The following is a 6,000-nucleotide window of genomic DNA, read 5'->3' on the forward strand; positions in this document are numbered from 1 at the left end:
CACCAGGTAGCCGGCGCAGATGACGCTCAATTGCTTGTCCGCGGCAACGCAGGCCTTTCAGCAGAAATCAGTTGGAGCGAATGTCGTTTCAATGCATTGCCTCGCAATAAGCTCAGGCGCCGCAACTCCTCTACGGGCGCATGCCCTGACCGAGCTCCCAGCCGGGATAGATCGAAGTCAGCGGTAACGACAGCGACTCAGCCCATCAGCAGCCTGCCAGTCACCTCGCGTCCCATCGTCGTGATCTGATCTTTAGTCAGGCCGACCTTCATCAGGTCGGTGACGAACAGTTGCAGCCCGTCGGCGGGGCTCGGATTGCCGGTCTGACCAAGATCGGTCGCGAGAATGAAGTTGTGCGCGCCAACTTCCTTCACTGCGGTGGCAGTCTCCTCGACCTGAACTCGCCGCCAGTGCCGCATCCATTCCAAATGCGCCTCTGGTCCCATCAGTGGGCCCATCGCGCACAGTTCGAGCTTCGCGCCCATCGACGCGGCCTTCTTCATTTGCTCGAAGTTCATGTTGACAACCTCGAACTGCGCATGGGTAACAACCATGCGATCCACGCCGGCATCACGCCCAGCCTCGATGACAGCGAGGGCCTCGCTCGGCGATAGATGCCCGGTCTGAACGACGAGCTTCTGCTGGGCGCAGATTTTGAGCACCTCGCGCACTATCGGAAGAACCTTTCCGTCAGCGTCGAGCACCTTGATTCCTTCCGGCGCGTCCTTGAAATGCTTGACATGGTTGTCAGCATCAAAGGTGGGGAACCACACGACGCGGCCGAAGCCGCCCTGCATGCGCCACATCCAGTTGACCGCATCCGGATTTATTCCGCCAACCGGTGAATTAAGCACGACTCCGCCGAATACCTTGAGGCCGGCAGCGTGCTTGCGCGCGAACCAAGCCCGGTCTGCAGTCGGCACGACGTGATTTTTGAGAACGAGCGACTCCAGTCCGCGATCTTTATAGAGGGTCGCGACCTCCTCATCGTCCAGCGACCGCCCGAACACGTCGGGCGCCGTGTGAACATGCGTATCCATGAGACCCGCGATCGGGCTCACCGCCGGTGGTGGAGGCGGGAAGACTCGAACTTGCGCGAATACCTCGCGGGGGGCGACAACTGTCGCCAGCCCGGCACCGCCGACGATCGCAAGCCCACCCTTGAGCAACGCGCGTCGAGTTGCATGATGCTGCATATGGCCGTCATGGCTGCAGCCAATATGGACCCCTCCGGGCACACGCGGCCTTCCGCAGCTCTCAGTGAATTTCCATCTCGGGATATAGGACCAGCTCATTGTGATCCTCCTTTGCTTCACCAAAGCGTTCCGCGCTGCACGAATAGGCTCAGAAGCGGCGCGATTCTGCACAATGTAAATGCGCGAGCAAAGGAACGGCGCCGGATCGCCAGTAAAACGCCTGTCGATTCCGAGTGGCGCGCCATTCTCCAGGATTGCCGATACTGCGCCGTGGGGCTGGCATTACTGCGGCTGATATCCCTCAATGCGCGTCAGCAGTTCTTCCTCCAACCCAGCCTGGCGCCGCTTGAGCCGCTCAATTTCCGCTCCTTGATCAGCTTCCGCCTCGTAAGCCTTAAGGAGATCAATGACGCGGCGGTATCGGTGGCAAAGCGCGTCGAAGGTTCCGTCCGTCGCCACTAACCGGCGCACAACCTCTTCATCCTCGGAGAACCTTGCCAGCAACGGCCGAATGCACTCTACGATTTCATTTGTTGCCATGGGCTCCTCCCCGTGTTCCGTCCGACGCGTTTCGCGGGACAAGCCGCGAAGAGTGCGGACTAGGATTTCATCTTTCGGATCTCATCGACGATCTCGGGATTGGCCAGCGTCGAGATGTCGCCGGCATCCTCGTTGTTCGAAATCGCTCCGAGAACGCGGCGCATGATTTTCCCTGAACGGGTCTTTGGCATATCGGGGACAATCATGACACGGCGCGGACGAGCGATCGCCCCTATCTCACGTATCACGGAGTCTTCCACTCGCTTGCGGATGTCCTCGCTGGGGACAAGCCCAGGCTTCAGCGATACGTAGAGATCAGGGACCTTGCCTTTGATTTCGTCCCTGGCAGGAACCACCGCCGCCTCGGCGACCTCCTCAACAAGCAGACTGGCGGACTCGATCTCCTTGGTGCCGAGCCTATGCCCGGCCACATTGATGACGTCGTCGATTCGACCCAGGATGCGATAATAGCCGTCGGCCGCCTGCAGTGCGCCGTCGCCGGCCATGTACGGCCAGTCGCGCCAGTCATGGCTCGTTCGGTCCTTGCAGTAGCGCGCGTAGTACTGTTGGACGAAGCGATCAGGGTCTTTCCAAATCGTCTGAAACGAGCCCGGCCAGGGGTTCTGGATGCAGATGTTTCCGGCACGGCCAGAGCGCGGTGGAATCTCCGCGCCTGCCTCGTCATAGATGATCGGGTGAATGCCGGGCACGCCCGGCCCCGCGCTTCCCGGTTTCATGGAATGAAGAGCCGGCACCGTGCTGCACAGAAAACCGCCGTTCTCCGTTTGCCACCAGGTGTCGACGATGACGGCCTCGCCCTTGCCAACGACCTCGTGGTACCACTTCCACACTGCCGGTTCGATCGGCTCGCCCACGGTGGTCATATGCTTGAAGTGGTGATTGTACTTCTGCGGCTCGCCCGGCCCGGCGCGCCGAAGCGCCCGTATTGCCGTCGGCGAGGTATGAAAGATATTTACGTCGAGTTCTTCGGCGATGCGCCAGGGACGCCCTGCGTCGGGATAGGTAGGAAGCCCCTCGTACACCACCGATGAGGCGGCGAGCGCCAGCGGTCCATAGACGATGTAGGAGTGACCCGTGATCCAGCCGATATCGGCCATGCACCAGTAGACATCCTCCGGATGGATGTCCTGAATGAATTTCGACGTTCCCGCGACGTAAGACAGATACCCACCGGTGCTGTGTTGACATCCCTTCGGCCTCCCGGTGGTGCCACTGGTGTACATCAGGAACAGCGGATCTTCCGCAGGCATTTCCACAGGGTCGACCCGGCGCCGTCGATAGGCCGACAACATCTCGTTCATGACGAAATCGCGGCCCCCAACCAGCGGCGTATTGCTTGAATATCGCCCCGGATATCTCTGCCACACGAGCACCTTCTCCACCCTGACGCCTTCCTTCTCCGCCTCGCTGACTGCGATGTCGGCTTTCTCCTTGTGATCGAGAAGCTGGCCGCCACGCCAATAGGCGTCCATTGTGATCAGCACACGGCTTTCGGAATCGACGATGCGATCTGCGGTGGCCTTCCCGCTGAAGCCGCTAAAGACTTGCGAGTGAATGACCCCGAGCCGGGCGCAGGCGAGCATCGTGATCGGAAGCTCTGGCACCATGGGCATGTGCAACGTCACCCGGTCGCCCGTTTTAAGACCGCATCCATCTCGCAACAACGCGGCGACCTCGTTCACGCGTACATAGAGCTCCTGGTAGGTGACGTGCTGGATCGCTTCGTGCTCCGGCTCAGGGACGAAGTGGATCGCCGTCTTGTTCTTGTACTTGGCGAGATGGCGATCGACGCAGTTGTAACTGGCGCTGATCCTGCCGCCGACGAACCATCGCCAGAACGGCGGATTGCTCGTATCAAGCGTGATGTCCCAGGGGCGGTACCAGTGAAGAAGATCGGCGTACTCCTTGAAGCAGTCCGGGGCGTTATTCAGGCTGAATCGATCAAAGACCGTTTTGTCGATCAGGTTGGCCTGCGCGACAAATCTCTCTGGCGGATTGACGTAGTTCTCTTCCTGCCAGTGGACCGCAATCTCGGCTTCCGACACTTCTGCTGTTGTTCTATCTGACATACGCTGTCTCCCAAGGTATCGCGTAACCTCGAAATCACGTGCCAAGCGGCGCTCTCGCGAAGACGGACGCCAATGGCATTCGTAGAGCGGGGCCGTCTCAACAATGTGTTCAGCAAGAATCTCGCGCGTGGCTTCATCGCGTGAGGCGGAGAACTATCGGCCTTGTCGGTATTTGGGAACTGCCACGCGCCGTTGATATCGACAGTCGCTACACCAACGGTGTCCGGACCGAACGTCCAACCACGCACGTGTTGCAAAAGCTTGATCATCGGGCACTCCCCATACCGCGACGGGAGCGCAATTCACGGCCGAACGCCCAGCCGAACGCCCAAGTAGGCGTTTCGGAGAAAGTCTAAATCGTTTCATTCGGTTTGACGAGCTTTCCCTTAAGGCGGCGCCTGTTGCAATGCAGCGTCCGCAAAGCCGCGAATTGATCGCGGCGCAGCAATGAAGCGCGCTGACAATGTGAAGCGACGATCAGTCTTGGACAGTTACCGAGCCGCGACGCAAAATCCGAAGCCGACGGCTGATCGCTCTCAATGGGGGGGGTCGACTGGATCGGCGGAATAGATCGATTCACCCTAGAATCATCTGCGCTGCTGCGGATATCGCGGCGCATGGCTGGGCGGTGGTCGACATCGGACCGACGACGCCGGAGAGCACGCACTATCCTAAGCACAGCGAAGCGGCGGCGCGACTCGTCGCCTCGGGCGATTGCCGGTGTGCGCCCACTTCCTAAGGCGGGCGCACATGAACACGTGGCAGGACGCGCATTCAGCGACCGCCCAGGTTCACTGAAAACCAGCGGGCAATCCCGACGGGAAAACAATTGTGGGGCAGGGGGGCGTTTTCGGCGGAGCAACTATCTCTCGGTGCCCAACCGGAGTTTCCCATGGACCTGCCTGATTTCGAAGAACCGCGCGATCCCGACTCATTCTCTAAGAAGCTGTGGGCGCAGGTCCCTGAGCCGGTCCGGAAGAACGTCGAACAGCATGTGTCGGCCAATTTGCCGGACGACCTCTTGGCGAAATTGCGTGAGTTGCACGCGCGCGGACTTCCGATCAGTGATGATGATGCGTTTTTCCATTTCGGTGGCGGTATGGCTGTCCGAAATCTGTGCCGAGAACGGCTTAGTGATGAAGCGCTGGCAGCGCTGGTCTTCTTCGGCGTTTGGGACGACTGCTATATCGGGTCCTCGCGGCTACTGCCGCGGTGCGGCAGTAACACTCATTGTGAAATCGATAACGCGGGCCTCACGTGTGACAGGCCAGCCGCGCGCTTCGCGATGTTCGGACAGATACTCTGCGCCTCCTGAACCTAATGAGTGATCAGGCGGCCCATGCGCGCCCGGACACACCAGTGCGCCCTGTCTCTGCACAGGGCGTACATGCGCATATGAGCCCGCGACCGGCACCTGGCACGCCGACCACCAGTCCTAGGCAACTAAAACCAGTTTCGAACTCGATGAGGGTCTGCAATACCTTCGGGTCGGCAAACGGCTGGAGCTGCATCAGGATGACACCGGAGGTCGACCTAGGCAAGGCTGCCAGCGCTCCGTCCGTCGGCGCCGTGTTGGTGTTGATCATGAAGCCCAGCCCCATTTCTTGACTATGCGGATCTGGGAGAGAGGGGACCGAACTACCGACCAAATAACCCGCTCCTTGGCAACGCCTTCTGTCCTTTCGTCGGCTGGAAGGGTGCACCCGCGCGGTCCGCGAGCTGCCCGCGGAGGCTAGAAGCCGACCAGGCCCTGTCCGGCGGCGTCAACGCGGGTCGTCGACCGCGGCAAGGTCCGCCGGAGGTTGGGGGGAACCAAATCCCGCGAACGAACTTGGGCCTTTTGCAACCGAGGTCGTGTTCAGCTTGCATCTTTACCATCGGAAAGGCTCTCCCCTGAGTGAGATCCAGCGCCGACGGCCGAGCCTTTACTGTGGTGCAGCGTGTGTTGTCTGCACGAGCTGGTTTTGAGGACTGACCTTGCCGCTCAGAGAACGCGGTCACTCGGACGACGCGCAAGTTCATACCCATCGGATCAGATCAAACCGATTGGGAGCAAAACAAGTGTCCCCAAAATTGATCTGGGCAGGCCCCCTAAGCCCCGAGACGGAGGTAACGGTGCCATGGACGAGATCGAAGCAAAGACCATCCGCAAGATCATGTGGCGTTTGCTACCC

4 protein-coding genes and 1 pseudogene are annotated in these 6,000 nt (G+C 60.1%); 2 read left to right on the forward strand and 3 right to left on the reverse strand.

Annotation, left to right across the window (positions count from 1 at the left end):
* Positions 1-197: 197 nt before the first annotated feature.
* The 3 genes from AC629_RS21130 to acs all read right to left on the reverse strand — a co-directional run bounded on the left by AC629_RS21130 (position 198) and on the right by acs (position 3,802).
* On the reverse strand, positions 198-1,295 hold the full coding sequence (locus AC629_RS21130; RefSeq protein ID WP_143199315.1) for a DUF6282 family protein: 1,098 nt from the start codon (positions 1,293-1,295) through the stop codon (positions 198-200).
* 183 nt (positions 1,296-1,478) lie between these two features.
* Positions 1,479-1,736, reverse strand: a complete 258-nt coding sequence (locus AC629_RS21135) for a hypothetical protein (protein ID WP_143199316.1) — start codon at positions 1,734-1,736, stop codon at positions 1,479-1,481.
* A gap of 59 nt (positions 1,737-1,795) precedes the next feature.
* Positions 1,796-3,802 (reverse strand): acetate--CoA ligase, encoded by a 2,007-nt coding sequence (acs, locus tag AC629_RS21140; protein WP_210419081.1) that lies wholly within the window; start codon positions 3,800-3,802, stop codon positions 1,796-1,798.
* 622 nt (positions 3,803-4,424) lie between these two features.
* Between acs and AC629_RS50210 the strand changes: the two are divergent.
* Positions 4,425-4,547: pseudogene (locus tag AC629_RS50210) on the forward strand (ribose-5-phosphate isomerase); the annotation flags it as partial.
* A 171-nt stretch (positions 4,548-4,718) separates the two neighbouring features.
* Positions 4,719-5,141 (forward strand): hypothetical protein, encoded by a 423-nt coding sequence (locus AC629_RS21145; protein ID WP_143199317.1) that lies wholly within the window; start codon positions 4,719-4,721, stop codon positions 5,139-5,141.
* The last annotated feature ends 859 nt before the right edge of the window (positions 5,142-6,000 follow it).

Source organism: Bradyrhizobium sp. NAS80.1, assembly GCF_001908205.1.
In the GTDB taxonomy this organism is placed as follows: Bacteria; Pseudomonadota; Alphaproteobacteria; order Rhizobiales; family Xanthobacteraceae; genus Bradyrhizobium.